The organism is Streptomyces phyllanthi (assembly GCF_009377205.1).
Lineage (GTDB): Bacteria > Actinomycetota > Actinomycetes > Streptomycetales > Streptomycetaceae > Streptomyces > Streptomyces phyllanthi.
The window spans coordinates 1-2240 of the sequence record NZ_VJZE01000809.1; the positions used below are offsets into that span (position 1 = coordinate 1).

Here is a 2240-nt window from a genome sequence, read left to right on the forward strand (position 1 = left end):
TCCGTGGTCCGTGTCGTATCCGCTGTCCATGTCGTCTCCGTGGTGCGCGGCCGGGCGCGGCGGCAGTGCCAGGGGGGCGGGGTCCGAGCGGGGTGCGTCGAGGGAGGGCTCCGTGTCCGTGCGCGGTACGTCGATCCGCAGGGCGTCCCGGTGTGCGCGCTCCGCGTGGCGTACGTCGGTGTGGAGAACGTCCATATGGACGACATCCATGTGGCTCGCCTCTGCGTGCGCCGCCGCACCGGTGTGTTCCGGCTCCAAGGGCTCCCTCGGCCCTCTCGGGGTGTCCGGGTGCGGCGACTGCCTCTGGTAGGCCTCCGCGAGCCCGATCCCCCGCTGGAAGGCGGCCATCAGACCCGGGTCGTGGCCGACGTACTGGTCGTGGTCCTGTCGGGGTGCGGGCGCGGGACCGCCCCGGAGCTGGGGTGCGATGTGCTCCTGGGCGCGCCGGCGGGGCAGTCCGGGCCTGGCCGTGGTGCCGCGGTCCGTGGCGGAGCGCGGGGTCGGGGGCAGGGCCGCGTTCTCGATGACGGTCCGCCGGTCGTCGGGGCGGATACCGGGCAGGGCGTCGGCCGGGTTGGGCCGCTCCTGGCGGGTGTCGCGCACGGGCAGCGGGGCGGGTCCGCCCCCTCCGGCCGGTGCTTGCGGCCGCGGTACGGCGTGCGGGGCGCCCTGACCGGTGGGCGCGGGCCCCGGGGCGGGGCCGGACCGGCCCACGGGCTGCGGGGTACGGGGTGCGGGGGCCGACAGCCGCTGGGCGTCTGCCAGCTGCACTGCTGGCTGCCGCGTGCCCGTCGGCTGCTGGAGCTGTGTCCGCGGTACGTCCCCCGAGGCGTCCGGCTCGGCGCCGAGCACTCCCTGGGGCACCACGAGCACGGCTTGGACCCCGCCGTAGATGTTCGTCTGGAGCCGGACGTGGATGCCGTGCCGCCGGGCGAGTTGCGAGACCACGAACAGGCCGATACGGCCGTCCTGGAGGAGGCTCGCGACGTTCACCTGGTCGGGGTCGGCGAGCAGGGCGTTCATCTTGTTCTGCTCGGCGACCGGCATGCCGAGACCGCGGTCCTCGACCTCGACGGCGAGCCCGGAGGTCACGAGGCCGGCCCGCAGCAGGACCTGGGTGTGGGGTGCGGAGAACACCGTGGCGTTCTCGACGAGTTCGGCGAGCAGGTGGATGACGTCGGCGACCGCGTGGCCGCGCAGGGCGCCCTCGACGGGCGGCACGAGCTTGACCCGTGAGTACTGCTCCACCTCGGCGATGGCCGAGCGCAGCACCTCGGTCACGGGGACGGGGTTGCTCCACTGGCGGCGGGAGACGGCGCCGCCGAGGACGGCGAGGTTCTCGGCGTGGCGGCGGATGCGGGTGGCGAGATGGTCGACGTGGAAGAGGCCCTTGAGCAGGTCCGGGTCCTCGATCTCGTTCTCCAGCTCGTCGAGGATCGAGATCTCGCGGTGCACGAGGGACTGGAGGCGCCGCGCGAGATTGACGAAGACCTCGACCTTCTGCTCGCTGCCGGCCCGGCTGGAGAACCGGGATGCCTGGACGACGGCGTTGACGGCGGCGTCGTGGGCCTGCGCGAGGTCGGCGGCGAGCAGCTCGAACTCGTCGGCGTCCGCGGCGGGTTCGGTCCGCGGCTTGCGCGCGGGCGGGCCCTCGCCCCGGCGCAGCGCCTCGACGAGGGCGCGCAGGTCGGCCTCGCCCCGGACGCTGGTACGGCGCAGGGCTTCCAGGCGTTCGCGTACGGAGCCGGCGGCGCGGTCGGCGGCCACGGCGGCGATCACGATGCCCGCGAGGGCGACGCCCACGGCTCCGGCGAGCACGGCCCACAGGGTGGGGGCGGGGCGTGCTCCGGTGGAGCGGACGGTGAAGAGCACGGCCGCGCAGGCACTGAGCGCCACGGCGACGGGCGGCAGGACCGCCAGGCGCAGCAGCTGCGACCGTATCGGCGTCTCGGGCAGCGAGGGCGGCGAGGAGGTGGAGCGGGTGACCGGTCGTCCGTGCCGGCCGCCCTCGCGGCGGTCCGCACGATCGGGCGGTACGCGAAGCTGAGGCATCGGGTGTCCTTGTGACTGGGCGTCGGGGGCGTGGGGGCAACCGCGTCTGCGCGACCCGGGCATGCGCCATCGCGTGCCGGTCGAGAGAACCGATGAGTTCGGCCCTGTGTCGCCCGACGGCAACTCACAGTAGTCGCCACCGTGTCAGGCGCGGTGGACAGTTGACGAAGTCCCCCGCCCTTCTTCCC

At 74.6% G+C, this 2240-nt stretch carries 1 protein-coding gene; it reads right to left on the reverse strand.

Features of this window, described 5'->3' with window-relative positions:
* Positions 1 to 2052: ATP-binding protein (locus tag FNH04_RS45100; RefSeq protein ID WP_194237036.1), on the reverse strand; the 2052-nt coding region annotated here is incomplete at its 3' end.
* Positions 2053 to 2240 lie beyond the last annotated feature (188 nt).